Origin of the sequence: Polynucleobacter sp. Latsch14-2 (assembly GCF_018881925.1) — a bacterium.
Lineage (GTDB): Bacteria > Pseudomonadota > Gammaproteobacteria > Burkholderiales > Burkholderiaceae > Polynucleobacter.
In genome coordinates this window covers 103,370-130,164 of record NZ_JACVPL010000003.1, presented here as the reverse complement: position 1 = coordinate 130,164, position 26,795 = coordinate 103,370, and the positions used below count along the sequence as shown (strand labels likewise).

The window sequence follows — 26,795 nt, the reverse complement described above, 5'->3', positions numbered from 1 at the left end:
TAAAATGGCATGATGAATATTGCTACTCTAGCTCCCCCTCTTACTCCTGCCAAAGAATTGGTTCAATCTCTGCGTACCAATGGCTATGTAGTGGTTTCAGCCGAAACGGTTTGCGAGATTGCTAAGGTAGAGTTGCCGGATCTTTTGGCATTGAATGGTTTTTGGAATGATTTGCCGCGTGATCCTTTTTTGAAAGATGGAGGCCGCTATCGTTATCGCCGCCATGCTAGCTATGAGATTAAAGGTGACGCTCTTTTGGCGGTACCCCATCGCGCACATTGGCAATCCGTTGATTACAACGCCTTGCATGGCGGAATTGAGCGCTGGTTTGAGCCACTGCAGGCGCAACTAGCTAATAGCCCGACCTGGAAAGCGCTATTGCTTGGTATGGCAAATCTTTTGAGTAGTCTCAAACCGGTAAGCACTTGGTTTGTAGAAGCACATGAATTTAGGATTGATACCACCGATGGTATTGGCCGCCCAACGCCTGAAGGTGCACATCGCGATGGACACGATTTTGTGGCGGTTTTTATATTGGATCGCGTGAATATCAAGGGCGGCGAAACCCGTGTCTTTGAGGCTAACGGCTCTACTGGTTTGAGATTCACACTGAGTCAACCATGGTCTTTATTGCTGATGAATGATGAGCGCATGATTCATGAATCAACACCCATTCAGCCAATTGGAAAGCATGGCCATCGTGATACCTTGGTTTTGACTTATCGATCAAATGGCTTTCAGGACTCACCAGTCGGTGGTCAACAGTAAAAGCCGTCTGCTGCATTCGATACCCAGATGAGTAATCTTTATCGGGTTGGGTGCGCTGCTGGATTTTCTGGCGATCGTCTTGGCGTTGCTCGACCTATCGTCAATGAATTCTTGAGGTTGGGTGAACCCGCTTGCTTAATATTCGAAAGTTTGGCGGAAAGAACTCTAGCTCTTGCTCAGTTGGACCGGCGCCAAAACCCAACTGCTGGTTATGAGCCTTTATTGGCGGAGATGCTCGAGCCTATATTGGCTGATTGCGTATCGAACAACATCTCAATCGTAGGAAATTTTGGCGCTGCAAACCCTGAAGGCGCTGCGCGTCTAATAGCGAGAATGGCGAAAGCTCAAGGTCTTCCTTTAATCAAGATAGCCATTGTGAAGGGCGATGAAATATCTGCCTCTATATTTACTGATTACCTTGGCGAGCAAGATAAAAAAGCTTTAGAGCAAAGTAGTCTTGTCAGTGCTAATGTGTATTTGGGGGCGCGTGAAATTGCTGATGCGCTCATCGCGGGGGCGCAAGTGGTTGTGACTGGACGCGTTGCTGATCCTGCTCTCACTGTGGGTCCCATAATGGCCCACTTCAAAAAAGATTGGGAAGACTGGAATTTTTTAGGTCAAGCGACCATGGCTGGTCACTTACTTGAATGTGGGGCACAGGTGACGGGGGGTTACTTTGCCGATCCCGGAGTGAAAGATGTGCCAAATTTATCGAATCTTGGATTTCCGATTATTGAGTTTGATAGTTTTGGAAATTGTTCTATTACCAAGCCGCCCAATACCGGTGGATTAGTAAATCGTATGACGGTGACGGAGCAACTTCTCTATGAGGTACATGACCCCGCTCGATACCTCACCCCGGATGTGATTGCTGATATCAGTCAAGCGCAATTGGAAGTGCTTGGGGAGAATAGAGTGCTACTGAAGAATGTATTTGGTCACAAGAGACCTGCAAGTTTGAAGGCTAACATTTGTATTGACGGTGGTTGGTTAGCTGAAGCAGAAATTTCCTATGCGGGTCACCATGCTTATGAGCGTGCTCAGATAGCTGGGCAAATTATTCGCGAAAGACTCTCTGCAGTATTGGACTTGAGAATAGATTACATTGGATCGGCTAGCGTATTTACAGCTGATGATGGCAGTGGCCCATCCTTTAGGGCGCAAAATGGGTTTGAGGATATTCGCTTACGTGTGGCTGCTGCTCACCAAGACAAGGCGACTGCAAATCGCTTATGCCGAGAGTTAACAGCACTTTATACCTGTGGTCCTGCTGGCGGGGGTGGGGTGCGCACTAGTCTGCGACCACGCTTGAACACTTTAGTGGCCTATGTACCTCGTGACTTGGTGCAATCTTCTTACGAATTCTTTTCGGAAGAGTAATGATTTTGGCAAAGCAAACACTTCCCTTATATCAAGTTGCCCACGCGCGGACGGGTGATAAAGGTAATCGTTCCAATATTAGTGTGATTGCTTATCGACCCGAAGATTTTTCTCTTTTACTCAGGGAGGTTACGGTTGATAAGGTACGTGAACATTTTTCTTTTCGTAATCCTTCGACGGTGCAACGCTACGAATTACCTGAACTTTATGCGCTCAATTTCGTCATCGATGATGTCTTAGATGGTGGGGTAAATCTCTCTCTGAATCTTGACGCCCATGGCAAGAGCCTTTCTTATTGGCTCCTAGCCATGGAAATCGACACCAGCCTTTAATTACTCAGCTTCCATACCGGCGTCTTTAATTGCTTTGGCCCACTTAATGGTTTCCAGTTTAATTTTCTTATCTAGCATTTCAGGGGTGCCAGGCTGAGATTCGAATCCCATTGAAGCAAAGCGATCTACTAGATCTTTCGATTTGGCGGCTTCATTAATGGCTTTGTTTAGTTTGATGACTGCATCTTTAGGCATTCCTGCTGGGCCAAAGGCAGCGAAGAAGGCAATGAGTTCATAGTTTTTAATGCCTAGCGATTCATTGACAGTTGGTAATTCAGGAATGGCGGATGAGCGTTGTAACGAGGTAACTGCAAGACCGCGTACCTTACCTGCTTGCACTTGCGGCAGCATTACTGCGAAATCTGCGGTGAACATATTTACCTGACCGCCGATTAAATCGGTCATGGCATTAGGACCGCTCTTGTAGGAGATCCCCGTCATCTTAATGCCCGCAACACTTGCCAGAATTTCTGAAGACACGCGTTGCGAAGTGCTGGCATATGCGAAAGTCATTTTCCCTGGATCTGCTTTGGCTAAAGCAATAAAGCCGCCTAGTGTTTTAGCGGGGACATCATTATTAATAGCCACAATGAGTGGTACGGATCCAAAATAACCGATCGGCGTAAATGCGGTGTCTTGGTTGTAGGGTAAGTTCTTAACTAGGCTTTTAAGGGCGGCATTAGTGCTATTGGTTCCAAAGAGCAGGGTATAGCCATCTGCAGGCGCTTTGGCGACAACATCAGCACCAATCATGCCATTTGCACCAGGTCTGTTTTCAACTACAACAGGCTGTCCTAATGTCTCTGCAATTTTGGCGGCAAAGGCACGTCCAATTTGATCGGTTGCGCTACCGGGCGCAAAGGGAACGATTGCCTTAATGGGTTTATTTGGATAGCTATCAGCCAATGCAAGGGGGCTCGCAAGCATGATTAAAAAAGCGGCACAGTACTGAATCAAGCGGTTTTGGGTATGCGGGGTATTCATAGGGCCTCCATTATGTTTTCGCTAGTTTAGCGGGTCTTATTCTAGTTTGGGGCGAGTAGAATGAACTATCTTTTAGTGACCCCTTATGCGCTTTCGTTCTGCTGGCTACACCCCCCTTATGCTTATGGCGCAGACTTGTGCGCTTTTAGGCTTTTCATGTTACGCAGTGGTATTGGCGCCATTGCAGGATGAGTGGCAGCTAAGCAATCTACAGTCCGGGTTAATTGCTAGCACTTTCTTTTTGGGGTACATGTTGGCCGTACCTCTGGCAACTGCGCTCACTGATCGGGTGGATGCGCGGAAGGTATATTTGGTAGGGGGTCTTTCGGCAAGTTGTGGCTTGTTGGGGATGGGCCTATTTGCCCATAATTTTGTCACAGCAATATTGTTCATGACGCTTAATGGTGTGGGCCTGGCGGGCACTTATATGCCAGGCCTCAAAATTTTGTCTGATCGCATTAAGTCTGGCGAGTTAACCCGCCACATTGCTTTCTATACAGCCTTCTTTGGTATTGGTGCTGGTCTATCTTACTTATGTTCTGGATGGATCTTGCATAACTTTGGTTGGCGTTATGTATTTTCTGTTATCTCTATCGGACCATTTATTGCATCCTTGATTGTGCTCTTTTTGATTCCACCATTGCAGCATGCAAGGTGGCATGGTCCATTCCGAATTTACTTAAGAGATATTTTTCCGGTCAATAAATGGATATTAGTTCTTCGTAATAAAAAAGCCTCGGGATTCATTTTTGGTTACACCGCTCACTCTTTAGAGTTATTTGCTTCAAGAAGTTGGATTGTGGCTTTTTTTGGTTTGTGTGCAGCAGTCTCCGGAGAATCCTTTTTCCTGAGTGCCACAGCTTTGGCTGGCTGTATTAATTTCTTTGGCGTGCCATCGTCTATTGTGGGTAACGAAATTGCTTTGCGTGTAGGTCGTCAGAAGTGGGTTTGTTTTGTCATGATCATGAGCGCTGTGATGGGCATTACGCTAGCTTGCTCCACCGGGCAGTCTTGGTGGCTCATTGTTGCTTTGGCTATTGGGCATACTATTTTTATTATGGCGGACTCAGCGACCCTCACGGCAGGTTTGGTGACTAGCGCCCAAGAGGATATTAAGGGTGCCGCTATGGGCTTACATTCCTTGCTGGGTTTTGGCGGCGGCCTCGTGGGCCCAGCCATTTTTGGTTTCGTGTTGGATCTAACGGGCTCCAGAACTTCCCAGATATCTTGGGTGTGGGCTTATGCGGCTATTGTCATTTGGGGTGTGTTATTTGTAATTTATGAGCGACGTAGGGGTTGGGTTAATTAAAGGTCAATATGATGAATAAGACCGTAAATAGTGTGTGCTATCACTGCGGTAGTGCGCTAACCCTGAATGATGCTTACTCTATCGATTTGGGTGGGGTAGCAAGATTATTTTGTTGTGTTGGTTGTATGGCAATTGCGCAAACCATTCACGGTGAGGGCTTGGAGGTTTTTTATGCAAGACGTGCACAGTCGGGTGATAAGCCTGCTGCATACCTAGCTTCTGATGAAATTCCAGTACAACTTCTGCCATATGATGATCCTTCCCTATTGGGGCGCTTTACGCGTGGCGTTGGCGATGCAGGGGATCTCGAGACAACACTACGTTTAGAAAAGATCCGTTGTGCTGCATGTGTTTGGTTGTGTGAGCAACATTTGCGTCGCACTCTTGGCGTAAAAGATGTGCAAATTAATTACGTGACACAGAAGGTTAAGGTTGTCTTTTCACCGAGTCAAGTTGGCTTGGCTAGACTACTTTTTGAAATTGAACGCATTGGCTATGAAGCGTGGCCATTTGAGCCGTCACTTTCGATTGCAAAGTCTCAGAAAGAAAAGCGCCAACTACTCACCAGACTCGGTGTTGCTTTATTGGGGATGATGCAGGTCATGATGTATGCCTGGCCATCCTATGTCGGCGCTAATGACATCACGGTTGAGTATGATTTGCTCTTAGGTTGGACGAGCTGGGTGTTAACTGTGCCGGTGATCCTGTACTCGGCCGGGCCCATTTTTCAGGCTGCGTGGCGCAGCATTCAATCCTGTAGACAAACTCATATGTTGGGGATGGATGTACCCATTGCATTGGCTTTAGCGTTAGCATTTATTGCTGGCACGATCAATTTAGTGACGGGGTCTGGTCAAAGCTATTTTGATTCAATCACCATGTTTGTCGCTTTTATTTTGGCTGCCCGTTATGTAGAGTTACTTGCAAGGCAAGATGCTCAGGGTGGTGCGGAGGCATTGGCCAAGCAGCTGCCTGCAACATGTGAACGTGTTCTCGATTACCCGCACGCTCAGCAGATTGAATTAGTCCCAGTTGTGAACTGTATGCCCGGTGAAATATTGAGAGTATCTCCAGGTGAGGTGGTGCCAGCAGATGGCGTTTTGATTGCTCATGAAAGTTCTGTAGACGAGTCTCTCTTAACTGGCGAATCAAAACCAATCGATAAAAAAATTGGTGATCGTGTTTATGCCGGAACTCATAATATTTTAAATCCCCTCCTGATGAAGATAGATGCAGTAGGGCAGTCAACCAGAATTGCAGGAATTGCCTCTTTGTTGGATGAGGCTTTACTGGCTAAGCCAATGATGGTGAGTCTTGCTGAGAAGTGGGCTGGATATTTTGTGGGCTTCTTATTGCTCTGTGCTTTCTTATCATCAGCAATCTGGCTGTATATCGACCCTAGCAAAGCATGGACAGTTTTAGTAGCCGTCTTAGTGGCAAGCTGTCCTTGTGCTCTCTCGCTAGCCGTACCAACTGCAATGGCAGCCGCGCAAGGTGCGGTTACCAGACTCGGTCTATTGATTGTTCGTGGGCATGTGATGGAGGGCTTGGTTAAAGCAAGTGATCTTGTGCTCGATAAGACCGGCACATTAACCATGGGTGAGCCAGAGCTTAAGGAGGTTGTGAATTTACGTCCTCATTACTCTCGTGAGGATGCTTTAGCTTTAGCCGCCGCGCTAGAAGCGGGGCAGCGACATCCTTTGGCGCTCTCCTTGCTACGTGCTGCTGAACTTGAAAATCTCTCACTACCAGTTTTATCCGAACCCGTGATAAATCAACTCGGTAAAGGTTTGAGTTCTGGAGGCTATCGCTTGGGTAGCTCAAGCTGGATTGGTGCACATCAAGATCTTGAGACTGGGCAATATGGTCAGGTGCACTTAGCTGACGAGCAAGGACTGATTGCGAGTTTTATCTTTTTAGATACACCAAGAGTCGGTTTACAAGATTTTTTATTAGCCGTGCGCGCAAGAAATATTACTGTACACCTGGTCTCAGGAGATGATCCAGCGACAGTCGCTTGGTGGGCTCAAAAAGTGGGTATTGAAAGTTATCAAGGTGGATGCACACCTGAAGATAAGTACGGCTATATCGAGCGATTACAAAGTACAGGGCGCTTTGTGTGGGCAATTGGGGATGGTGTGAATGATGCCCCTTTGTTGGCGCGTGCTGATATTTCTATTGCGGTTGGTGCTGGTGCGCCACTTGCTTCTGCTGGTGCGGATGCAATTTTGACGGCGAGTTCTCTGACGCCATTGGCAAAAATATTATTGTTAGCAGATAAAACTCAAATGGTAATTAAAGAGAATCTTATTTGGGCTTTGGTGTACAACTTAGTCGCTATTCCTGCGGCAATGATGGGTTTGGTGAACCCTTGGATTGCAGGGGTCGGCATGTCTTTATCCTCCTTAGCAGTCACTTTGAATGCTTGGCGATTGAGAAAGGCTTAGACTTCACGTATGGAAAGTCTATTTCTCTTGATTCCCCTCTCCTTAATCCTGGTTGGTGTCTTAGCTTGGATTTTGCGTTGGTCGGTTAAAAATGGGCAGTTTGATGACCTTGATGGACCAGGTCAGGCCATCTTGATGGATGACGACGCTCCTCAGTCTGGAAACGGCAAAAGCCCCACTCAAAATACTCAATAAGATCGTTTTTTGGGATTTTGGCGCCTTTGTGGGTAATCACCTAAGACCTTTTTGATGTAGATCAAAACTCCTCTTTGGGCTTAATTCGATAATGAATTGAGTCTATTTGAATTATGTCGCTGTTTGGCCACAAAAAGGAGAAACCATGGGACTTACCGTGGGGAGTAATCAAAATACTTTCAATTACAAGGTTGTCAGTCAATTCGCCATTGTTACCGTGCTTTGGGGGATCGTGGGTATGTTGGTGGGGGTTATCCTTGCTGCTCAGCTCATTTGGCCTGAAATCACTTTTAATATTCCATGGTTGAGCTACGGTCGTTTGCGTCCATTACATACGAATGCAGTTATTTTCGCTTTCGGTGGCTCAGCACTTTTTGCAACTTCTTATTACATCGTTCAGCGTACCTGTCAGGTGCGACTTTTTTGTGACAAATTAGCCGCCTTTACTTTTTGGGGTTGGCAGGCAGTGATTGTCTTGGCGGCTGTGACTTTACCCTTGGGTTTATCTACCTCTAAAGAGTACGCAGAGTTGGAGTGGCCAATTGATCTTCTAATTACTGTAGTTTGGGTGGCATATGCTGTCGTGTTCTTTGGAACAGTGATTAAGCGCAAAACCAAGCATATCTATGTTTCGAACTGGTTCTTCGGTGCTTACATTTTGACCATTGCCATCTTGCATATTGTTAACAACATTGAAATGCCGGCAAGTTTGTTCAAGTCATACTCTGCTTATGCGGGCGCGCAAGATGCCATGATTCAGTGGTGGTATGGCCATAATGCAGTAGGCTTTTTCTTGACTACCAGCTTCTTGGGCATGATGTACTACTTCATTCCAAAGCAAGCCGAGCGCCCAATCTATTCATATCGTTTGTCTATCGTTCACTTTTGGGCTTTGAACTTCACTTACATGTGGGCTGGCCCTCATCATTTGCAACATACCGCCTTGCCAGACTGGACTCAGTCTTTGGGTATGGTGTTCTCCTTGATCTTGTTGGCACCATCTTGGGGTGGCATGATCAACGGCATCATGACTTTGTCCGGGGCATGGCATAAATTACGTCGCGATCCGATCCTGAAATTTTTAGTGGTTTCTTTGTCCTTCTACGGTATGTCTACCTTCGAGGGCTCAATGATGTCGATCAAGACCGTGAATAGCCTGTCTCATTACACTGACTGGACCATAGGCCATGTTCACTCTGGCGCCTTGGGTTGGGTTGCCATGATTACGATTGGCTCTCTGTATTATTTGATTCCGCGACTTGTTGGGCAGCGGGACATGTATAGCACCAAGTTGGTTGAGTTACATTTCTGGATTGCCACTATTGGTGTGGTGATCTACATAGCTGCAATGTGGATTGCCGGTGTGATGCAGGGATTGATGTGGAGAGCTTTCGAGGCTGATGGCACATTGACTTATAGCTTTGTAGAGTCAGTGAAAGCAACTTATCCCTTCTATGTGATTCGTTTGTTAGGTGGATTGTGCTACTTAAGTGGCATGTTATTGATGGCCTACAACGTTTACAAAACAGTCATTCATAAAAAATTCGTAGACGCTCAGATTCCACAAGCGTCCATAGCTGCTCACTAAGGATAAGAACATGTCAGAACAACGTCGATTTTTTTCCCACGAAACGCTTGAGCGTAATGTTGGTTGGCTGATCATAGCCACTATTGCAGCAGTTGCTGTTGCCGGATTAGTGCAGATTGTCCCTTTATTTTTCCAACACTCGACAACCGAGCCTAGCCCTGGGGTTGTGCCTTATACAGCCTTGCGTTTAGCTGGTCGCGATATCTATCAGCGCGAAGGATGCTTGGGTTGTCATTCGCAGCAGATTCGTACCCTACGTTCCGAAGTAGAGCGTTACGGCCCTTACTCCTTAGCTGGCGAGTCTGTATTTGATCATCCATTCCTGTGGGGTAGTAAACGTACCGGCCCAGATTTAGCTCGTGTTGGCGGTCGCTATTCAGATGCATGGCATCAGATTCATTTACAAAATCCACGTGATGTTGTCCCTGAATCGAATATGCCTGCATATCCATGGCTAGCAAAAAATCTGGCAGATGCGAGCACCATTCAGTCGCATTTAATTGCAATGCGCCGTTTGGGTGTGCCCTATACCGATGAACAGATTGCTAATGCGCCAAAAGAACTCGAGGGAAAAACTGAGTTAGATGCGCTAGTGGCCTATCTTCAAGGTCTGGGTATTAATCGCAGATATATTACCGTTGACGAGGTAGTTGCCAAGTAATTTCTTGGGAATGAATCATATGCAAAATATCGCACCCTACCTCTCCGCTATATCTACTGTACTTGGATTGGCATTTTTTTTAGGAATTGTTTGGTGGTCTTGGTCTACAAAAAGGCAGTCCGCCAATCAAGAATCCGCCGAACTTCCGTTCGATCTTCCCGATGAATTTAGTAAGGATAAATCATGAGTGACTTTCTTGGTGCTGGTTGGAGTACCTATATCGCCTTAGTAACTTTAGTCGGTATTTTTTGGTGCATCTGGCTGTTATTTTCCGTTCGTAAAGTGAAGGCTGTTCTGAGGCCTGACGGCGAAGTTGCTGATACAGGGCATGTTTGGGATGGTGACTTGCGCGAACTTAATAATCCACTGCCACGTTGGTGGATGTGGATGTTCTTAATCTCCTGTATTTTTGCTTTGGTGTACTTAGCCCTCTATCCAGGCTTAGGTTCTTATCCAGGGCTCTTGGGCTATAGCACCGATGGTGCTTTGATGAGCTCCATGACTACTGCCAATGATGAGTTGAAACCTGTATATGCCAAATATGTAAAGATGGATATCGTCGATGTTGCCGCCGATCCAAAAGCGCGTGAAATGGGCCAACGTCTTTTCTTGAACTCGTGTGCACAGTGTCATGGCTCAGACGCTGGTGGTGGTAAAGGCTTTCCTAATTTGACCGATAGCGATTGGCTCTATGGCGGCTCACCAGAAAATATTAAAACCACTATCACCAATGGCCGTGGCGGTGTAATGCCTCCATTTGGGGCGGTGTTAAATGCCGGTCAGGTTCAAGATGTTGCCAACTATGTTCGTAGTCTTTCCGGGCTTCCTGCGGATGACTTAAAAGCAGCGCGTGGTGCCGATGTCTTTAAAGCTAATTGCGTAGCCTGCCATGGCCCAGACGCAAAGGGTAATATCGCTTTGGGTTCACCTAACTTAACTGATAAGACTTGGTTATATGGCGCTTCAGAGGCAACCATTACCGAGACTGTGACTAAAGGCCGTACAGCAATGATGCCTGCTCAAGATAAAGTGTTAAGTCCTGAAAAAATTCAGCTTTTAACAGCATATGTCTGGGGTCTCTCTAACAATAAGCCAGTACAAGCCAAGTAGTCGTGTCAGATACGCCTGTCGGGAAACCTATTCCTATTAATGTTATAGGGGAATCGCTCTACGAGGTGCGCAGTAAGATTTATCCACGTTCTGTAAGCGGGCTCTTTGCCCGCTGGCGGTTCGCCCTAGTTATAGCCACCCAGCTACTGTTTTACGGTCTGCCATGGTTTAGCTGCAATGGTCGTCAAGCAGTTTTATTTGACCTCATTGCGCGTAAGTTCTATATCTTTGGTCTAGTGCTTTGGCCGCAGGATGTGATCTACCTTACGCTGTTGCTGATCCTCTCGGCATTGGCACTCTTTCTCTTCACGGCAGTTGCTGGCCGCTTGTTTTGTGGTTACGCGTGTCCGCAAACTGTCTACACCGAAATCTTCATGTGGATCGAGCGCAAGATCGAGGGTGATCGTTTTGCACGTATTCGTCTCGATGGTGAAGAGTGGCCCTGGGGTGTCCGTAAGTGGCGCATCAAAATTACGAAGCATCTTGTTTGGCTCCTAGTGGCATTTTGGACGGGCTTTACCTTTATTGGTTATTTCACACCCATTGATACCCTAAGCACTGCAATACTTCATCTCGCCCTAGGGCCTTGGCAGTTATTTTGGCTATGTTTTTATAGCTTTGCTACTTGGGGTAACGCAGGCTTTATGCGTGAGCAAGTATGTAAATATATGTGCCCGTATGCACGCTTTCAAAGTGTGATGGTGGATAAAGACACTTTCTTGGTAACCTATGACAAGGTTCGTGGCGAGCCTAGAGGAAGTCGTAGTAAGTCAGTCAACCATGAATCTTTGGGTTTGGGTGATTGCGTTGATTGCAGTATATGTGTGCAAGTCTGCCCAACCGGTATTGATATTCGAGATGGTCTGCAGTACATGTGTATTGGGTGTGGCGCTTGTATTGATGCTTGCGATCAAGTAATGGAAAAAGTAGAGTATCCAAAGGGTCTGATTCGGTATACGACAGAACGTGCCATTGAAGACAAGGAATCAAATCAAAGTGCAATTAAACATATCTTGCGCCCTAGAGTGTTGTTTTATACGATCTTCATCACCGTCTTAACAACTGCATTTTTGATTTCGATTGCTACTCGCAACCCTTTGCGTGTCGATGTCATGCGCGATCGTGGTGCTTTAGCGCGTGAAGTGGATGGGACGCGAATTGAAAATATCTATCGTATTCAAATTATGAATGCCTCCGAACATGCCATGCAGGTTTCGGTGAAGGCTTCAGGACTGAAAGATCTAAAGATTTTGAATTCTCAAGGCAAAGAAATTAATGAGATCGCGGTTGGTCCAGCAAGTAATCAACTATTGCCCATTAAGATTAGCACTACGATTGGCGAGAATGATCCTGGAAATTATCCGATACATTTTGATGTTATTGCTCAAGAGATGATGGGTGAAAAATCTATCCAGAGAACGCGTGAAGAAAAATCCACTTTTATTATTCCTCGTTAGACTTCAACGTAAATTAGGGAGACATCAATATGACAGATCAGCAGACAATAAAACCTTGGTGGAAACAGTTGTGGCCTTGGTTATTAATTAGCGGTCCTGCAGTAGCGATGATAGGTTGCGCTATCACCATCTGGTTGGCGGTCAATTTATATGCTGATAAGCCCCTACATGATGGGGTTGTGAAGCGGGGGCTGAAGGTTGAGCAGATCAAAGATACGCAGGCAGGCAAATGAAGTACCGCCTTTTGATTTGGATTATGTGGCCATCCTTTTTAGTGGCAGGCTTAGCGGAGGGCTTACTATTTAGCGTGATCCATCCTTCTGAACTTTTATTCTTTGGTCACCATCCTGATATTTCGGATGAGGGAATCTACACCCTAGGGTTTTTTGTAATTTGGATGTTCTGCGCATTTTCAAGCGCCTTAACGGCTTATATTTTGCCGGGTATAGAAGCCCCTAAAGATGGTGATCCTGTTGATCGCGGCTTAATTTAAATCTTTTGAAACCTGGCTTCAGGGCTGCAAACTTTTCCATTGCGCTCTGGATTTGGAACCCCAGCTAATTCATAGAGACCATTCATATCAATGAGCTTGATATGACGTTGTTTAATTTGAATTAATCCAGCCTCAGAAAACCGAGACAGCATCCTACTCACAGTTTCAATCTGAATGCCTAAGTAGCTACCAATTTCCACGCGACTCATTCGTAAGTAGAATTCATTATTAAGATAACCGCGCGCAGCTAAACGTTGGGAGAGATTGAGTAAGAAAGCGGCTAAGCGCTCTTCGGCACGCATAGTACCCAGAGACAGTAAATGGCGTTGATCTTGAGTGAGCTCTCGGCTCATGATCTTATGAAACTGCTGCTGTAGGACTGGAATCTGCTGTGCCAAATCTTCAAATGCTTCATAGCGAATGATACAAACTTCACTTTCTTCCAAGGCAATTGCATCCGATTGATAGTGACCTTCACCAATGCCATCTAGGCCCAATATTTCACCAGGTAGATGAAAGCCAATGACTTGCTGACGACCATCTTGGAGGCAGTATTCAGTCTTAAGAGTGCCGAAACGAACGCTATAAACCGAGCTAAGGGGATCACCATGGCGGTAGAGACTTTCACCTTTCTGTAGATGAACCCTTTCCTTCACTAAGGCGTCTACCCTGCTGACATCGATAGCGCTAAGGCCAACCGGCAGGCAAAACTGCCCTAAAACGCAAACTGAGCATTTGCTGTTTGGGGAGTCTGAGGTTGTGTAATTCATATTGGATGTAATTATGAGACCAGTTTATTCTATTGGGGTGATTACTAAGCCTTTTCTTCCTTTTATTGCGGCATTTCAATGCTAAGCGCTAGCCTCTTATTTGCCACTTTTTTGGGCTCGCTGGTGAGTGGTTGGCACTGCGCCTTGATGTGCGGTGGAATAGCGGCCGCAATAGAGCGCCCAGCACTCATTTCAGGCACGATTCATAGCAAATCTAAGCTCTTTTCTCTGCAATTAATCATGCACTTAGGTCGCTTAACGACTTATGCGCTGCTAGGAGCCTTAGCTGCTTGGTTAGGGGTGTTTGTATGGCAGCAAAGTCTTATCCCTCTCCAGCGCCCCTTATACGCTCTTACAGCAGGTTTTTTGATCTGGATGGGGATTCGTCTGCTCTGGAAGGGGCGCGCGCGCCAAGCCTCCCCAGGTAGGTGGTTTGGAGCAAAAATGGCAGTCTATTGGGCCCATTATTTTGGGCAGATGGCCAGCCGACCATCCCGGTGGTTCAGTGGGATGCTCTGGGGTTTAGTGCCATGTGCATTGGTCTATAGCGTCCTACCCTTGGCTTTTCTGTCGGGTGATGTGTTGACTGGCGCAGCTTTAATGCTGGCATTTGGCTTGGGTACTTTGCCCAATCTGTTATTAATCTCAAAATTTTCGGCGGCGCTGACTCAGTTTGGCCATTACCGCGGGGTCCGATATTTATCTGCGGGTTTATTTTTTTCTGCCGGAGGATTTGGTCTTTACAGGGCCTGGGTTCTACCTGAGGCTTTGTTAAAAGGTGGCTTTTGTTTTTCTTAGAGAGACTTGGTTGCTGCCAAGACGCCTAAACTAAGGTCGGAATATTGACAGTCAGTATTTAGTGACTTTAATAGACCGCTTCGTTCAGCAACATCACGCGGCTGGTGATCTAGCCCACAAATAATGAGCTTGACGCCTGCCGCATCACATAGGTATTTCAATTCCATGATGGTATCCATCCCCGAGGCATCAACATAGATCACATTTTTTAGATCGAGTATTAAGGTTTCGCTCGGCAAATTCTTTTCAATGTTTTCCAGTAACTGTACGGCACCAAAAAAAATTGCGCCATAGATACGGTAGGCATCAATCTTCCCAACTTGATTTTTCAAGATTGGAAAATCTTTAAGATCAGCATGCTCGCAACGAGATAGGCTAGAAATTCGATAGATAAATGTGACAAATGCAAGCAGCAGTCCAATTTCAACCGCTATTGTCAAATCCAGTATGACGGTTAACGCGAAAACACTCAGCATGGTGAGCCGGTAGGCTAAGCGAAATTGCTTAAGATCAAAAAACTTACGCCACTCACCCATATTCCAGGCAACAAACATCAAAATGGCTGCGAGACTGGCTAATGGGATATTTTTTGCGAGTGGAGCCGCAAATAAAATCACAAACAAGAGTGTGAGCGCATGAACGATGCCTGCGATTGGTGTGCTCCCGCCGCTTTGTATATTGGTGACAGTTCGAGCAATGGTGCCTGTTGCTGGCATGCCGCCAAAGAAAGGACTAGCTAAATTAGCAATACCTTGGGCCATGAGCTCTTGGTTGGGTTCGTGGCGATCATGAATCATGCCATCGGCTACTCTAGCGCAGAGTAGCGACTCAATTGAACCAAGCAATGCAAGGGTCAGCGCAGGCATGATCATAAATTGCGCGGTATCCCAATTGACAGGGATCCATTCAAAATGCGGGAGTCCGGAAGGGATTCCACCAAAGCGACTGCCGATCGTATCGACAGGAAGATTTAGGGTTGCGGTAAAGATGGTGGCCAATAGCATTGCCACTATAGTGCCGGGGAGATGACTTAACCAACCTAAGTGACTTTGAAAACGCCTCCAGAGGACAAGTAAGGTCAAGCTACCTATTGCTAGCGCTAATGCAATGAAATTTACCGTATCGGCAGCTGTATATAGCGCTTGAACACTGCCAAAAAAATTGGCCGGCATTTTAGGGGTGGTGAGACCAAAAAAATCTTTAAGCTGAGAGAGGCCGATCAGAAAGGCAATGCCATTAGTAAAGCCAATGATGACTGCAATCGGAATAAATCGAACTAAGGTGCCCAAGCGAAGTAGGCCCATCGCAAATAGAAATACTCCGGACATGGCTGTGGCTAGTAATAAATTGGCCACGCCGTAGCGATCAACTATGCCATACACAATGACAATAAACGCCCCGGCGGGTCCACCGATTTGTACGCGACTACCACCAAGTAGAGAAACCAAACTCCCTGCAATGATGGCAGTGAAAATACCGGCCTCTGGTTTAAGTCCGCTTGCAATTGCAAACGCCATTGCTAAAGGTAGGGCAACTACGCCTACCGTTAGTCCCGCAAAAATATCTTTCGTAAAGAGGGCGCGGTTGTAGCCCTTAAAAGAGCTTAGAAGTCTTGGGTAAAAAAGCATGGAAAAATTATGGGCGCTCTAGGAGACTCGAGTGCCTGCCCAGTACGCGAGACTAGAACATGCTGCGGTGACCAGACTTCCCCAGGCAATATCCACGAATGCTAAGCGTGTCGGAAAATCTCTTATGACGGCGAGGTTGGTGAGGTCGTAAGTCATATAACAAAATAGACCAAAGAGGGCGCCAAATTGCAATGCATAAATCCAAGATTGCCTTGAAAGGGCTGGAACGATGACGAAAGTGCATACCCCAATTGCATATAAAAGGTAGAAGCTCAGACCGGCCCAAAGCTTGGGTTCAAGGGCCATTAGATCGCCCATATCATCGCGATAGAGGTTTTTGGCGATTCCTAGTAGCCAGATTAAGTCAATAGTCAGCAGGCTAAGTAGAAACGTGAGATAGACTAATAAATACCGGAGCAATTTTTACCCTTTGTACTTTTGCATCTTGTTATTCAGTATTATGATGGAAAGAGTAGTGAATTAGTTTAATTTAAAGGGAGTTGATATGTTTAAGCATTTATTGGTACCCGTGGATGGTTCTGACGTAAGTAAGAAGTCCTTGAAAAAGGTTGCTGAACTTGCCAAGGCTGATGCTGCCGCGGTGACTTTAGTGTATGTTTCTGATCCTTTACCTCCAATGGTGTATTCAGATAGCACTATGGCATATGGCGTTAGTGCAAAAGAGCACACCAAGGCATGTGATGCCTACGCAGCAGATGTGTTTAAAAAAGCACAAACGCAACTTGGTACAGTAAAAGCGAAGACACTGCATATCAAGACCTCTAACTTGGCTGAAGGTATTTTGGATGGCGCCAAAAAAGCAAAGGCAGATGTTATTGTGATGGCATCACATAAGCGTACTGGTATTAAGAGCATGCTTTTGGGTAGCGAAACTCATGAGGTGATTGTCCACTCAAAGTTGCCCGTGTTGGTGTTGGGCTGATTGCGATCCGCTTAAATAGAATGGGGTCCGGAAGGGCCCTATTTTTTTATCCACAGATAACCGGGATCAAGGGTTGATCCTAAAGCTTGGGTGGGCTACCCAATAGAAGAATTTCTCGAGTGAGCTGACCGCTCTCAGTGTCGCGCATTGACCATAAATCTAATTGCATGCGAGAAGAATATGGATCTACATAGACCCCATCTTTTCTGAGTTCGAAGTGGAGATGCGGACCAGTCGATCTCCCCGTAGTTCCTACGTAACCAATTTCAAGGCCGCGCCGTACTTCATTGCCTAGGGCGAGTTCAACGTTGTAATTACTCAAGTGTGCGTAGTAAGTTCTATACCCCCCGTCATGCTCGAGGATGATGAGGTTGCCAAATGCACCACTAAAGCCAAGGTGGACTACTTTGCCATTTGCTACGCTAAATATGGGTGTGCCAATTGGGGCTGCATAGTCAACTCCCATGTGTGCTCGGTAACGTTGTTGGGGGACTGCCGCCGGTTTTGTGGCGTTGGTATTGGCGGCAATCTTGCTGGGTTTTCTCCGAGAAACCGGTACATTCCCAACCCCACGGGAAATTCGTCGATAGCTTAGAGGGTTAGTCCAAAAAGCGCGTTCAATAGCTTCGCCGCTTCCAGTAAAGAAGCCGCCTGGAATGTCATCCCGCTCTAACCAGAAGGCACTGGCGAATACCTCTTTAGTGCTGGGGTCTAGGATTTCTGTCGCCCAAATTTGCGCCCAATGATCGCGATCTCCAAAGTCGACTAGTAAACGCACAATGCTGTCAGTGTTTTCTAGGGAATTACTTTCTTCAGGGTAGATTTGCTTAATCAGCGAGTTGAGCTCCCACACAAGTTCTACCGGAAGCTTGTCACTCACTTTGCGCGGGTCGTAGAGAACGTCCCGAAGCGGTAGCTCAATTTCGGTATAGCGCGAAGATTCATCTTTTAGGTAATCTTGTTGCACCAAGAAGCCACCAGCTGCTGATGGGGTGAAGGTCAAAATCTCTGTTTTGCTATCCTGTATAGGGCCATTCATGATGCTCAGAGAATCAAAGCGATTACGACTTCCAAAGGCAACTGCGTAAGGGATGCAATTACCACGCATCCGATCAAAAAAGCCCTTGGTTTGATTCTTAAAAAATTCAGAAAGTTGAGGGTTGTCGATGCTTAGGTTGGCTGGCAAATTACTTTCGCTGAAACTGCGTCTATAGCAACCACGTTGCACGCGGTAATCCAAGTTACCCAGAGTATCGCCAACAAACTCGTTAGCATCTTTCTTGCGGAAGAGTTCAGGATTTAGGCTATTCGATTTGGATAACTTGCCTGCTGCTATATCTTTAAACCCAACCGATTTCGTACTGGGGATGGAAGTTTTTTGGCGTATTTGCGGCGTTTTTTTATTAGTCGTTTTATTGGTTTGTGCTTGGCTAATGCCAATCAGACCAATACTAGGCCATTGAATTGCTATAAAGAAAGCGAGGCTGATAGCTAGCAGCAATTCTCTGGGAAGGAGTCTGCAGCGGTTCACATTTATTTTCACTGGCTCATTATCTAATAATGTGAATACCACCCCAGATATTTATGTTGTATTGCAGCAATTTGACCTGCACCCTCAAGGTCTATTGCGCGTGCGGGGTTAAGTTTCATCTGGCGCTATTTTTAGCACATCAAATGCTGCTTTTAGACGGATTTCATAATTCTTTTTCACTCTAGCAGCCTCGTCTGTTGGCCATTTCTTAAAGCCTTCACCTTTGGCAATACCACTTTTACCGGCCTTTACAAGATCCATCACGCAGGCAGGGGGCGCGGCAATATTGGAGAGGGATGGATAAATCACTTCGGCAGCCAAAGTCATACCTTCCCAACCAGAAATTTCTTTTTGCGTCATGGGACCTACTGCAGCATAGCGAAAACCAAAGCTATAGCGCACGGCAGTGTCTATATCTTCTGGGGTCGCAATGCCCTCTTGAACTAGCGAGAGAGCTTCACGCATTAGGGCGTGTTGAATGCGATTAGCTAAAAAGCCAGGAATATCTTTTTTAACAAGTACCGGTTTTTTGCCATGCGCACGATAGAAGTCACATACCTTCTCAGCTAAGGTGGGATCTGATTTTTCGCCTAAAACAATTTCCACTAGCGGGACAACGTGAGCCGGCATGAAGTAGTGAGCATTAAACATCCGGTTAGCGGTTGTTAAGCCTTTTGCAATATTGCTAATTGGAAAGCCTGAACTGTTACTACCAATCGGTACATGCGCTGGAACACGCTTATCTAAGTCTGCAAAAAGCGCTATTTTGAGATCCATGCGCTCTGACACGGTTTCAACAACAAGGTCGGTATCAGCCCAGTCATTCCAAGCGGCGATAGTCCCACCGATGAGTTGCCCGCCCAGATCACGCCATTTAGGATCAACTGCGTCAGCGTAAGCCTCAATTGCTTTAAAAGTACCATCAGCCTTAGCCTGATCGCGACCCAAAATAATGGTTTTTGCGCCATAAGCTAGAAATCCGGCGGCGATACCAACACCCATTGTGCCTGTGCCAATGATCACGACTTTACTCATATTTCACCCATTAACAATATTGGTTTGAACCTGAATTATTCCTTATTTAAGAATGCTCTGACGATTTAAATTCTAGATACAATCATTTTTTGATTAAGGAGCCCATATGCCTATCATCGAGTCCATACAAGTTGCCTCAGTTGCAGTCCCTTTAGATAAGGTAACCTCTTTTTCGACAAGAACTGTTTCGGAACGCCATTATTGTTTAGTGAAGGTGCGCGGCAAAGATGGTAATGAGGGTATTGGATTTTGTTACGTCGGTAGCGCAGGTGGCGACATTGCTAAAGTGGCAGTGGAACAATTACTTGCGCCTAAACTGATTGGACAAAATAGCCATCGGAGTGAAGGCTTGTGGATGGAGATGTATAACGAATCCATTTTGCAAGGTCGTTCGGGTGCCGTCATGAGGGGCATCTCTATTTTAGATACAGCACTTTGGGATCTCAATGCGCGCGCTGCCAAACTTCCCCTGCATCATTATCTTGGTGCTGTTGTTGAGGATCGCGTGCCTGCTTATGCAAGTGGCGGCTATTACCTAGAGGGTAAAACGCCTGCCAAGTTAGGTAAGGAGATGGAGTCGTACGTAAAACAAGGTTTCAAGGCCGTCAAAATGAAAGTCGGTCGACTATCTCCTCGCGAAGAGGAGGCGCGTGTTAAGGCTGCTCGCAAAGCAATTGGCGAAGATGTTTTGCTAACACTCGATGCTAATAATGCTTGGCGAGATTTGCCAACAGCGCTTGAGTATGTGCGGCGCTTTGAGGCCTACAACCCATACTGGATTGAGGAGCCATTTTCTCCAGATGCAATTGATTTGCATGCTGCCTTGGCTCGTCAAACTAAAATTAATGTAGCGACCGGCGAGATGGAGGCGGGTCGCTGGCGTTTTAGGGAATTGATTGATGCGGGTGGCGCAGCCATTTTGCAATCAGACGCTGCTGTCTGTGGCGGTATTACTGAGTGGCGCCGTATCTCTGCCTATGCTGATGTCAAGGGTATTACGGTTTGTCCGCATTGGATGCACGACTTGCATGCACCTTTGGTTGCAGCAACTCCAAATGCGCGTTTCGTAGAGTTTTTTTTAGATGATCAAGTACTCAATTTCCGTCGATTGATTAATAAACAATTGACCTTTAAAAATGGTGATTTGATTTTGCATAAAACCCCTGGCTTAGGATTCGAGTTTGATGAAGCGGCCGTAAAAAAATATGCCGGTAAAGCGGCTTGGACCAAGATTGCATAAATAAAATGACTACAAAAAAAATTACGGTTGCAAGGGCCGAAGAATTCATTGCACAAGTACTGGTAGCAGCAGGAGTTCCTGCGGATGATGCTCAGCAAGTAGGACATCTCATGGTGTGTTCTGATCTAGCTGGCGCGGACGGGCATGGCATTTTTCGTTTGCCGGCTTACATGAAGCGCATTAAAGCTGGGGGTGCTAATTTGCAGCCTAATATTCGGGTAGACAAGGATCGTGGCGCAACAGCTTTGATCGATGGTGATAATGCGTTAGGGCACTTGGTCATGGCTAAATCCGTGGAGCTTGCAATTGCACGAGCGCGTCAATTTGGGGTGTCATGGATTGGCAGTCATCATGGTAATCACTCAGGCGCTGCCTCTGTCTATGTAAGAACGATAGCAGAGGCTGGTTTAGTCGGAATCTATATGGCAGTTGGAAATGCCAATCATATGGCTCCTTGGGGAGGTATTGATTTGCTGCTCTCAACCAATCCTATTGCTATTGCGGTGCCTGCCAAAAATCGACCTATTGTTTTGTTGGATATGGCTACTACTGTGGCAGCTTATGGAAAGGTCAAGTTGGCGGCTCAGCGCGGCGAACAGATGCCTGAAGGTTGGATGATCGATAAGCAGGGTAAGCCTTTGACGGATCCACAGCGCTCAGGCGAAGGCTCCTTATTACCGATTGGTGATTACAAAGGATATGGCTTGGCATTAATGGTGGGCTTGCTAGCTGGATCTTTGAACGGGGCTGCTGTAGGTAAAGACACGATTGATTTCAACGCTAGTCACGAACTTACAACCAATACTGGGCAAGTCGTGATTGCAGTTGACCCGGCCGCCTTTGGGGACGTAGATTTATTTTTGGCACGCGTGACACAGGTGGTTGAAGATATTGCTCAATCAAGAAAGTTGCCTGGCGTTGAGCATATTCATATTCCGGGAGAGGGCGCGGCTGCAACGTCTGCTAGACGAAGGAAGGAAGGTATTCCGATTTCACCAGAATTGCTTGCCACTCTGAATGCATGTGCAGCAGAGTGGGGCGTTGCATCTTTAATTACATAAGTTGCCAATATACTGATAAGCTAGATTCGTATCAATCATTCAAACTATAAAAAGTACCCGGAGATATCAATGAAGTTTTCATCCCCCTCTGTTTTTTGCCGACAATTTTTGCTTGCTGCTACTTTTGCGCTTGCGACAAGTTCAGGTATTGCCGCTTATCCAGACAAGCCTATCAAAATGTTGATTGGTTATGCGCCAGGTAGCTCAACGGACATCGTTGGACGGATGGTTGCGCAAGACCTGAGTTTGCTGTTGAAGCAACCAATTATTGTCGAGAATCGCGGAGGAGCTGCTGGCAGCATTGCAGCAGAAGCTGTTGCCAAAGCATCTCCAGATGGCTACACCATTTTGTTTGCTCAAAACGGCTTAGCGATTAATGTGGCGGCTAACCCAAAGCTACCTTTCAATGGCATGAAAGATCTGGTACCGGTGGTGGGTGTTTCTGCAACTCCCCATATTTTGATTATGAATATCAACTCCCCCATTAAAAATGTTGCAGAACTGATCGCAGACTTAAAAGCCAATCCCGGCAAGCGAAGCTTTGCCTCCTCAGGTATTGGTAATTCTGATCATATGGCTGGCGAGTTATTTTTATCTTTGACTAATACTCAAGCAATCCATGTCCCATACAAAGGTGGCGCCCCTGCGGCAACTGATGTACTAGGCGGACAAATTGACTTCTACTTTGCAGGTATGCCAGTAGGCTATCCCCTTTATAAGGCTGACAAAGTGCGTGCTTTAGCGGTCACCAGCAAGCAGCGTTTCAGTGGAGCCCCAGAGTTGCCAACTGTTTTGGAGTCAGGGGTTGCGGAGTACGATATGTCTTTATGGCAAGGCGTTTTTGTGCCTGCTGGTACACCAAAAGAAGTGATGAACACTCTGACTGCTAGCGTTCTAAAAATCCTAGACACCCCTGAAATGAAGGACCGCTTCATCAAGGCTGGAGTGCAAATTGCACCCTTAAATCAGGTGCGCTTTAGCGATCTATATTTCTCAGACATCACCCGCTGGAAGCGAGTGATTGAGAAGGTAAATATCAAACTAGATTAGAGAGATGGGTGCCAACTGCTGTTGAAGTCTTTAAGCGGCAGTTGGTTTTGATCTTAAATGGGCAATCGTTTGAGTTACGAGCACGAGCCCAAATCCAATGAATCCAATCAGGTCCGCTTCGGTTGCTGGGTAGGCTAAGGCAACACCAGAGATCACCATCACGATGCGCTCATAGACCCTAGTCTTTTCAATAAACCATCCCTGCAGTCCACCTGCCAAGCAAATAATGCCGACTACTGCTGTGAAGGAGGTCCAGGCAATTTGCATCCAGTCTGCTTGGGCTAGCGCATCCATTGAGCCCATTAGGAGTAGACCGGTGCCAGATTTGTCTAGTACAAACATGAATGGCACCAAAATTGCGGGGGCAACATACTTCCAGGTTTGCAAGGTTGTTTTATAGGGATTACCTTTGCAGATCGCCGCCGCTGCAAATGGGGAGAGGGCGGTGGGTGGGGAGACTTCTGATAGCACTGCGTAATAAAAGATAAACATATGCGCCGCAAATGCGGGCACACCTAGATTAATTAGTGCTGGAGCTGCGATTACAGCGCAAATAATGTAGGAAGCTGTTACTGGAACCGCAAGGCCAACAACCCATACAACGAGCGCAGTAAAGATGGTTGTGAGCAATAGTGAGCCACCGGCGTACTGAATCACGATAGAGCTAAATTTAAGGCCTAAACCAGTGAGAGTCACTGTACCAACAATTAAGCCTGCACCCGCACAAGTAGCGGCAATAGCAAGTACGCCCGTTGATCCAGAGGCCAAGGCCTTGGTGAGATTGGAGTTATATAAACCACCTAGGATTGGTTCTTTGCCCTTAAACCAAGCCCAGGGAATGATTGCGGTATCTTCTCTCAGCATGCTCGAGAAGGCGGAGACAATCGTTGCCCAGAATACCGACATGACGGGCGAAAAACCAAAAAGCATGAAGACAACAATCGAGATCAATGAAAAGAAATGGAACCAATATTTTTTGGTTAATTGCCAAGCAGTTTCAGTGGCTTCGAAGTGAATATTTTTCATGCCATATTTGCGTACGTCGATTTCGACCATCACAAATAAACCGAGGTAGAAAAGAATGGTGGGGATCGTTGCCATTAGCAATACATCTAAATAGGAAATCTTTAGAAAGTCTGCAATAAGAAACGCGGCAGCGCCTAATACTGGTGGCGAGATAATGGCGCCCAAGCCGCCAGCAGCCAGCAGACCGCCAGCCGCATTTTTTTCATAGCCAACTTTTTCAAGCATGGGCGCAGCAACAGAGCCTACGGTCACTGTAGTGGCTACCCCGGAGCCTGACGGGCCACCCATTAAGAATGAAGACAAAACGATGGTTCTGCCAACGCCAGAAGATTTTCCACCCATTGCCGCAAATGAGAAGTCAATGAAGAATTTACCCGCACCCGTAAATTGTAAGAAGGCGCCAAAGATTGTGAAGAGAATAATGAGGGTTGCTGAAACGTCTACAGCTGTTCCATAAATACCCTCAAGCGTCATATACATGTAACCCACTAAGCGACCAAGGTCGTAGCCTTTATGGGTCCATGGTGCTGGGAGGTAGTTGCCAAATAGGGCATATGCTAAAAATAGGCTAGTCACCCCAACCAAAATCATGCCATTCGTTCTGCGCACGCTTTCTAGGATTAAGAGAATAAGGCCAAGGCCAACCATAATGTCAGTTGTATTGGGGGCAGTGTTTCTATCAGAGAAGTCATCGCCACCACTGAGGATGTAATAGGCAATTGCAGCCGAGCCAATGGCAAATAAAACATCCCACCACATGAGACGATTTTTAAATTTCGCCGCAATCGGAAAGCTTAGAAAGACCAAAAATAACACTAAGCCAACGTGGATGACTCTAAGTTGTTGCGTCGGCACAATGGAATAGGCTGCATACAAGTGGAACAGAGACATGCCAACCGCGACCAGAGTAATGAATTTTGCAAGCATTCCCTTGTAGTCATTGGAATCACCTTCCTCTTGCTTAATAAAGGCATCCAGTTGCGCTTGGGTTTCGTGATCAATCACATTTTCAGTCATGGCTCATCCTGCTGTTTTATTTTTATGTTGATACATCAAAGCCCTTAAGGGCTTTGATGGTTTAATTTACTTTGATATTTTTTTCTTTGAAGTACTTCAAAGCGCCTGCATGAAAATCAATCGGCGTAGATTTTTGTTTTTGACCCTCTAGGGTGACATTGATGTACTCTTGGTGCGTGCGAACTAACTCAAGCTTGTTGTCAAAAACGGCTTTAACAATTTTATAAGCATCAGCATCTGACATGTTTGCATTGACAACCAAAATATTTGCAACCGCAGCAACTTTATTATCTTTGGCCATGCCACTGTAGGTTGCTTTGGGGATGACAGTGGGGAAGTAGAGGTTGCCATATTTCTTATTCATGGCGACTACTTCATCATTGGTATCTACCATCACAATTTTCATGCCTGGACTATTTGCTAAGTCGGTAACAGCAGCCGTTGGTAAACCTCCTACCCAAAAGAAAGCATCGATCTTACGATCCTTGACGGCATTTACTGATTCAGCAACACTCAGACGCTCACGTTTCACATCCTTATCTTTATCAAGACCGGCAGCTTCAAGCAAGCGGAAGGCCATTACTTCAGTTGCGCTACCAGGTGCGCCAGTACTAATGCGTTTGCCTTTGAGGTCCTTCATTGACTTAATGCCGGTGCTCTCCACTGTTACAACATGCATTAAATTTGGATAAAGCACCAGGAGGGTCCTTAGATCTACTTTCTTGCCAGCAAATTTGTCGTTCCCAACTTGAGCATCTTTGGCGGCATCCGCCATAGAGAAGCCAATGTAGGGTTTTCCGGTCCCAATAAGATTGAGGTTATCTACTGAGCCACCAGTGACTTCTGCAGTTGCGGACATGCCGGGAACTTTGCTCGAAAGTACTGAGGCAAGACCGCCGCCCATTGGGTAGTAGACCCCACCTGTACCGCCAGTGGCAATTGAAATATTCTGCGCCTGCGCACTACTTCCGAGGATGGCTAGCGATAAAGCAATTATTTTTAGAAATTTCATTCTGTTATCTCCTATTGGATTACATTTTGATTAAAGACCTGGCATGCTGAAATTGATTTTCTGTAATTCGCTAAGTAATTTAGCTTGTTGATCTGGATTTAATTGCATAAGTGGAGGGCGCACTCTAAGCCACTCGGGGTTTTTGCTGAAATGCGCAACTGCTGTTTTCATACCGGCAATCATTTGGTATTGAGAAAAGATGGCACGTACTTGATCTAAGTCTGCTTGTTTTTGATCGGCATCAGCTGCATGCCAATTAGTCGCTACGTCGGCTATGGCTTTTGGGTTAACGTTAGCTGTTGCTGAAATACATCCTACACCGCCAGCCCGTAATGTGCGCATGAGAAAAACTTCGCTACCAGCATAAACACGAAAGCCTGCCGGGGCTAAGAGTTTAATGACGGATTCGGTATATGCCCAATCACCAGAACTGTCTTTCATGCCCACTACTGTTTTTGGATATTCTTTTACTAGGCGCTCCAGCAAAGAAAGACTCAAAGTGATTTTAGTGACTGGAGGAATGTTGTAAATATAGATTTGTAGCGCCGCATCTCCAACTTTTTGGATGACTTCAGAGTAGTAAGCGAAAAGGCCATCATCAGTGACATCCTTGTAATAAAAGGGTGGCAACATCAATACGCCAGCGCATTTGTGATTGACTGCATGGCGAGTCATGCTGACCGTTGCATCAATCGATGTGGCTCCAGTGCCCGGCATCATATGGGCAGGATTAAGGCCACCTTCAACAAGCGCTGTCAAAGTGCTCATTTTTTGTGGAGCCGACATAGAGTTTGCTTCGGAGTTTGTGCCAAATACCGCTTGACCAACGCCGTTTGCCTCAAGCCATTGACATTGTTTTAGTAGAGCTTTGGCGTCAGGACTGCCATCAGCTTTGAAGGGTGTGAGCACCGGCGAGAGAACTGCGGGCAATGTGGAAGGGTGCAAAGTGATGGTCATGCT

27 protein-coding genes are annotated in these 26,795 nt (G+C 46.2%); 18 read left to right on the top strand and 9 right to left on the bottom strand.

The window, feature by feature from the left end; genetic code table 11:
- Window positions 1-12: 12 nt before the first annotated feature.
- The 3 genes from ICN46_RS04450 to ICN46_RS04440 are packed head-to-tail and all read left to right on the top strand — an operon-like array spanning window position 13 to window position 2,480.
- Entirely contained in the window at window positions 13-768 is a 756-nt protein-coding gene (locus ICN46_RS04450; protein ID WP_216205080.1) for a 2OG-Fe dioxygenase family protein, read from the top strand.
- 27 nt (window positions 769-795) lie between these two features.
- Window positions 796-2,148: an acyclic terpene utilization AtuA family protein gene (locus tag ICN46_RS04445; protein WP_216205078.1), complete on the top strand. Its 1,353-nt coding sequence runs from the start codon at window positions 796-798 to the stop codon at window positions 2,146-2,148.
- On the top strand, window positions 2,148-2,480 hold the full coding sequence (locus tag ICN46_RS04440; RefSeq protein ID WP_216205074.1) for an AtuA-related protein: 333 nt from the start codon (window positions 2,148-2,150) through the stop codon (window positions 2,478-2,480). The genes ICN46_RS04445 and ICN46_RS04440 overlap by 1 nt, the downstream gene beginning before the upstream one ends.
- On the opposite strand, the gene ICN46_RS04435 is transcribed toward ICN46_RS04440, so the two are convergent.
- Window positions 2,481-3,464, bottom strand: coding sequence for a Bug family tripartite tricarboxylate transporter substrate binding protein (locus ICN46_RS04435; RefSeq protein ID WP_216205071.1), 984 nt, complete (start codon window positions 3,462-3,464; stop codon window positions 2,481-2,483). It abuts the gene before it with no gap.
- Window positions 3,465-3,549: 85 nt separating this feature from the next.
- Between ICN46_RS04435 and ICN46_RS04430 the strand changes: the two genes are divergently transcribed.
- From ICN46_RS04430 to ICN46_RS04385, 10 genes are all read left to right on the top strand, one after another.
- Window positions 3,550-4,773, top strand: coding sequence for an MFS transporter (locus ICN46_RS04430; RefSeq protein ID WP_216205068.1), 1,224 nt, complete (start codon window positions 3,550-3,552; stop codon window positions 4,771-4,773).
- Window positions 4,774-4,784: 11 nt separating this feature from the next.
- Entirely contained in the window at window positions 4,785-7,220 is a 2,436-nt protein-coding gene (locus ICN46_RS04425) for a heavy metal translocating P-type ATPase (protein WP_216205064.1), read from the top strand.
- Between the two features lie 9 nt (window positions 7,221-7,229).
- Window positions 7,230-7,415: a cbb3-type cytochrome oxidase assembly protein CcoS gene (ccoS, locus tag ICN46_RS04420; protein ID WP_216205061.1), complete on the top strand. Its 186-nt coding sequence runs from the start codon at window positions 7,230-7,232 to the stop codon at window positions 7,413-7,415.
- Window positions 7,416-7,560: 145 nt separating this feature from the next.
- A complete protein-coding gene (ccoN, locus tag ICN46_RS04415) occupies window positions 7,561-9,003 on the top strand; it encodes a cytochrome-c oxidase, cbb3-type subunit I (RefSeq protein WP_216205058.1) in 1,443 nt (480 codons plus the stop codon).
- A 10-nt stretch (window positions 9,004-9,013) separates the two neighbouring features.
- The gene (gene ccoO / locus ICN46_RS04410; RefSeq protein ID WP_216205055.1) at window positions 9,014-9,664 is read left to right on the top strand and encodes a cytochrome-c oxidase, cbb3-type subunit II; all 651 of its coding nucleotides are present in this window, start codon (window positions 9,014-9,016) and stop codon (window positions 9,662-9,664) included.
- Between the two features lie 19 nt (window positions 9,665-9,683).
- Window positions 9,684-9,851 carry a cbb3-type cytochrome oxidase subunit 3 gene (locus tag ICN46_RS04405; RefSeq protein WP_216860296.1) on the top strand — a complete coding sequence of 56 codons (168 nt, stop codon included), beginning with the start codon at window positions 9,684-9,686 and terminating at the stop codon, window positions 9,849-9,851.
- Window positions 9,848-10,774, top strand: coding sequence for a cytochrome-c oxidase, cbb3-type subunit III (ccoP, locus tag ICN46_RS04400; RefSeq protein WP_216205052.1), 927 nt, complete (start codon window positions 9,848-9,850; stop codon window positions 10,772-10,774). Before ICN46_RS04405 ends, ccoP begins: the two co-directional genes overlap by 4 nt.
- Before the next feature lie 2 nt (window positions 10,775-10,776).
- Entirely contained in the window at window positions 10,777-12,231 is a 1,455-nt protein-coding gene (ccoG, locus tag ICN46_RS04395; RefSeq protein WP_216205049.1) for a cytochrome c oxidase accessory protein CcoG, read from the top strand.
- A gap of 29 nt (window positions 12,232-12,260) precedes the next feature.
- Window positions 12,261-12,464: a hypothetical protein gene (locus tag ICN46_RS04390; RefSeq protein WP_216205046.1), complete on the top strand. Its 204-nt coding sequence runs from the start codon at window positions 12,261-12,263 to the stop codon at window positions 12,462-12,464.
- Window positions 12,461-12,724 (top strand): hypothetical protein, encoded by a 264-nt coding sequence (locus ICN46_RS04385; RefSeq protein ID WP_216205044.1) that lies wholly within the window; start codon window positions 12,461-12,463, stop codon window positions 12,722-12,724. Before ICN46_RS04390 ends, ICN46_RS04385 begins: the two co-directional genes overlap by 4 nt.
- Here the strand turns inward: ICN46_RS04385 and ICN46_RS04380 are convergent.
- Window positions 12,721-13,494 (bottom strand): fumarate/nitrate reduction transcriptional regulator Fnr, encoded by a 774-nt coding sequence (locus ICN46_RS04380; RefSeq protein ID WP_216205041.1) that lies wholly within the window; start codon window positions 13,492-13,494, stop codon window positions 12,721-12,723. The two genes, ICN46_RS04385 and ICN46_RS04380, sit on opposite strands and share 4 nt — an antisense overlap.
- A gap of 78 nt (window positions 13,495-13,572) precedes the next feature.
- Between ICN46_RS04380 and ICN46_RS04375 the strand changes: the two genes are divergently transcribed.
- Entirely contained in the window at window positions 13,573-14,292 is a 720-nt protein-coding gene (locus ICN46_RS04375) for a sulfite exporter TauE/SafE family protein (protein ID WP_216205038.1), read from the top strand.
- Here the strand turns inward: ICN46_RS04375 and ICN46_RS04370 are convergent.
- A complete protein-coding gene (locus ICN46_RS04370; RefSeq protein WP_216205031.1) occupies window positions 14,289-15,920 on the bottom strand; it encodes a SulP family inorganic anion transporter in 1,632 nt (543 codons plus the stop codon). The genes ICN46_RS04375 and ICN46_RS04370 overlap by 4 nt on opposite strands.
- Window positions 15,921-15,938: 18 nt before the next feature.
- A complete protein-coding gene (locus ICN46_RS04365; protein WP_216205029.1) occupies window positions 15,939-16,340 on the bottom strand; it encodes a DUF2177 family protein in 402 nt (133 codons plus the stop codon).
- An 85-nt stretch (window positions 16,341-16,425) separates the two neighbouring features.
- Between ICN46_RS04365 and ICN46_RS04360 the strand changes: the two genes are divergently transcribed.
- Window positions 16,426-16,863: a universal stress protein gene (locus ICN46_RS04360; protein WP_216205025.1), complete on the top strand. Its 438-nt coding sequence runs from the start codon at window positions 16,426-16,428 to the stop codon at window positions 16,861-16,863.
- Window positions 16,864-16,942: 79 nt separating this feature from the next.
- Here the strand turns inward: ICN46_RS04360 and ICN46_RS04355 are convergent, their stop codons facing one another.
- Both ICN46_RS04355 and ICN46_RS04350 read right to left on the bottom strand, forming a co-directional pair.
- A complete protein-coding gene (locus tag ICN46_RS04355; RefSeq protein ID WP_370625478.1) occupies window positions 16,943-18,406 on the bottom strand; it encodes a M23 family metallopeptidase in 1,464 nt (487 codons plus the stop codon).
- A gap of 96 nt (window positions 18,407-18,502) precedes the next feature.
- The gene (locus ICN46_RS04350; RefSeq protein ID WP_216205022.1) at window positions 18,503-19,429 is read right to left on the bottom strand and encodes a 3-hydroxyacyl-CoA dehydrogenase NAD-binding domain-containing protein; all 927 of its coding nucleotides are present in this window, start codon (window positions 19,427-19,429) and stop codon (window positions 18,503-18,505) included.
- A 106-nt stretch (window positions 19,430-19,535) separates the two neighbouring features.
- Between ICN46_RS04350 and ICN46_RS04345 the strand changes: the two genes are divergently transcribed.
- The 3 genes from ICN46_RS04345 to ICN46_RS04335 all read left to right on the top strand — a co-directional run bounded on the left by ICN46_RS04345 (window position 19,536) and on the right by ICN46_RS04335 (window position 22,780).
- Entirely contained in the window at window positions 19,536-20,669 is a 1,134-nt protein-coding gene (locus tag ICN46_RS04345) for a mandelate racemase/muconate lactonizing enzyme family protein (protein WP_216205019.1), read from the top strand.
- A 5-nt stretch (window positions 20,670-20,674) separates the two neighbouring features.
- The gene (locus ICN46_RS04340; protein WP_216205016.1) at window positions 20,675-21,730 is read left to right on the top strand and encodes an Ldh family oxidoreductase; all 1,056 of its coding nucleotides are present in this window, start codon (window positions 20,675-20,677) and stop codon (window positions 21,728-21,730) included.
- 69 nt (window positions 21,731-21,799) lie between these two features.
- Window positions 21,800-22,780: a Bug family tripartite tricarboxylate transporter substrate binding protein gene (locus tag ICN46_RS04335; RefSeq protein ID WP_216205013.1), complete on the top strand. Its 981-nt coding sequence runs from the start codon at window positions 21,800-21,802 to the stop codon at window positions 22,778-22,780.
- A 30-nt stretch (window positions 22,781-22,810) separates the two neighbouring features.
- On the opposite strand, the gene ICN46_RS04330 is transcribed toward ICN46_RS04335, so the two are convergent.
- From ICN46_RS04330 to ICN46_RS04320, 3 genes are all read right to left on the bottom strand, one after another.
- Entirely contained in the window at window positions 22,811-24,823 is a 2,013-nt protein-coding gene (locus ICN46_RS04330) for a TRAP transporter permease (protein ID WP_216205010.1), read from the bottom strand.
- Between the two features lie 61 nt (window positions 24,824-24,884).
- Window positions 24,885-25,835 (bottom strand): TAXI family TRAP transporter solute-binding subunit, encoded by a 951-nt coding sequence (locus ICN46_RS04325; RefSeq protein WP_216205007.1) that lies wholly within the window; start codon window positions 25,833-25,835, stop codon window positions 24,885-24,887.
- A 30-nt stretch (window positions 25,836-25,865) separates the two neighbouring features.
- Complete coding sequence (locus ICN46_RS04320) at window positions 25,866-26,792, bottom strand: dihydrodipicolinate synthase family protein (RefSeq protein ID WP_216205005.1); 927 nt, start codon at window positions 26,790-26,792, stop codon at window positions 25,866-25,868.
- Window positions 26,793-26,795: the final 3 nt, after the last annotated feature.

Bases quoted from the DNA above. Each gene is read 5' to 3' on its own strand.
- ICN46_RS04320 (WP_216205005.1), bottom strand. From the start codon at position 26,792: ATGACCATCACTTTGCACCCTTCCACATTGCCCGCAGTTCTCTCGCCG.
- ICN46_RS04345 (WP_216205019.1), top strand. From the start codon at position 19,536: ATGCCTATCATCGAGTCCATACAAGTTGCCTCAGTTGCAGTCCCTTTA.
- ICN46_RS04425 (WP_216205064.1), top strand. From the start codon at position 4,785: ATGAATAAGACCGTAAATAGTGTGTGCTATCACTGCGGTAGTGCGCTA.
- ICN46_RS04370 (WP_216205031.1), bottom strand. From the start codon at position 15,920: ATGCTTTTTTACCCAAGACTTCTAAGCTCTTTTAAGGGCTACAACCGC.
- ICN46_RS04390 (WP_216205046.1), top strand. From the start codon at position 12,261: ATGACAGATCAGCAGACAATAAAACCTTGGTGGAAACAGTTGTGGCCT.
- ICN46_RS04430 (WP_216205068.1), top strand. From the start codon at position 3,550: ATGCGCTTTCGTTCTGCTGGCTACACCCCCCTTATGCTTATGGCGCAG.
- ICN46_RS04385 (WP_216205044.1), top strand. From the start codon at position 12,461: ATGAAGTACCGCCTTTTGATTTGGATTATGTGGCCATCCTTTTTAGTG.
- ccoS (WP_216205061.1), top strand. From the start codon at position 7,230: ATGGAAAGTCTATTTCTCTTGATTCCCCTCTCCTTAATCCTGGTTGGT.
- ICN46_RS04450 (WP_216205080.1), top strand. From the start codon at position 13: ATGAATATTGCTACTCTAGCTCCCCCTCTTACTCCTGCCAAAGAATTG.
- ICN46_RS04445 (WP_216205078.1), top strand. From the start codon at position 796: ATGAGTAATCTTTATCGGGTTGGGTGCGCTGCTGGATTTTCTGGCGAT.
- ccoP (WP_216205052.1), top strand. From the start codon at position 9,848: ATGAGTGACTTTCTTGGTGCTGGTTGGAGTACCTATATCGCCTTAGTA.
- ccoN (WP_216205058.1), top strand. From the start codon at position 7,561: ATGGGACTTACCGTGGGGAGTAATCAAAATACTTTCAATTACAAGGTT.
- ICN46_RS04340 (WP_216205016.1), top strand. From the start codon at position 20,675: ATGACTACAAAAAAAATTACGGTTGCAAGGGCCGAAGAATTCATTGCA.
- ccoO (WP_216205055.1), top strand. From the start codon at position 9,014: ATGTCAGAACAACGTCGATTTTTTTCCCACGAAACGCTTGAGCGTAAT.
- ICN46_RS04325 (WP_216205007.1), bottom strand. From the start codon at position 25,835: ATGAAATTTCTAAAAATAATTGCTTTATCGCTAGCCATCCTCGGAAGT.
- ICN46_RS04435 (WP_216205071.1), bottom strand. From the start codon at position 3,464: ATGAATACCCCGCATACCCAAAACCGCTTGATTCAGTACTGTGCCGCT.
- ICN46_RS04380 (WP_216205041.1), bottom strand. From the start codon at position 13,494: ATGAATTACACAACCTCAGACTCCCCAAACAGCAAATGCTCAGTTTGC.
- ICN46_RS04375 (WP_216205038.1), top strand. From the start codon at position 13,573: ATGCTAAGCGCTAGCCTCTTATTTGCCACTTTTTTGGGCTCGCTGGTG.
- ICN46_RS04405 (WP_216860296.1), top strand. From the start codon at position 9,684: ATGCAAAATATCGCACCCTACCTCTCCGCTATATCTACTGTACTTGGA.
- ICN46_RS04330 (WP_216205010.1), bottom strand. From the start codon at position 24,823: ATGACTGAAAATGTGATTGATCACGAAACCCAAGCGCAACTGGATGCC.
- ICN46_RS04440 (WP_216205074.1), top strand. From the start codon at position 2,148: ATGATTTTGGCAAAGCAAACACTTCCCTTATATCAAGTTGCCCACGCG.
- ICN46_RS04350 (WP_216205022.1), bottom strand. From the start codon at position 19,429: ATGAGTAAAGTCGTGATCATTGGCACAGGCACAATGGGTGTTGGTATC.
- ICN46_RS04335 (WP_216205013.1), top strand. From the start codon at position 21,800: ATGAAGTTTTCATCCCCCTCTGTTTTTTGCCGACAATTTTTGCTTGCT.
- ICN46_RS04360 (WP_216205025.1), top strand. From the start codon at position 16,426: ATGTTTAAGCATTTATTGGTACCCGTGGATGGTTCTGACGTAAGTAAG.